Here is a 424-nt window from a genome sequence, read left to right as displayed (position 1 = left end):
CTCCGCCTCCTCCACGATCCTGCCGTCGCAATCGACCTTCACGAGATCCGAGGCCCGCATCTCGTGGAACAGCACGCCGTAGTGGTTGATCAGGAAGTGGTCGTGCGATCCCGGCACGCGCGCCGTCAGATGCGTATAGATGATGTCTGTCATGCGGAAATGAGAAAGCAGGCGGTAGAGCGCCGCGAGATCGCAACGCGCCTCCCATTCCTCGGCGCTGCAACCAGGCAACCTGGCCGCTCCGGTCATCATGTTCATCCGCGTGGCCCTCGGGCTGAGGGGTGGGACGATCCGGCGCGTGGCGGGCGGTGTCAAGCAGCGTGACGCCTTGCGCGGCGCCGCCAGCCGGTGCTGATATTTCGCCACACCGGACGCCCAGGGATGAACCGCATGAGCCTCTCTCGCCGCAGCCTTGTCGCCGGCG

Annotated in this window: 1 protein-coding gene; it reads right to left on the bottom strand. The window is 66.0% G+C overall.

All coding sequences use genetic code 11. The annotated features are described in order from the left end of the window. On the bottom strand, window positions 1-366 hold a 366-nt coding region (locus ACLD7X_RS19195), incomplete at its 3' end, for a class II aldolase/adducin family protein (protein WP_425625533.1). Window positions 367-424: the final 58 nt, after the last annotated feature.

The organism is Aphanothece microscopica RSMan92, assembly GCF_046613545.2.
Taxonomy (GTDB): Bacteria; Cyanobacteriota; Cyanobacteriia; order PCC-6307; family Cyanobiaceae; genus NIES-981.
The sequence above is the reverse complement of the archived record's forward strand: the minus strand, read 5'-3'. Positions and strand labels throughout refer to the sequence as shown.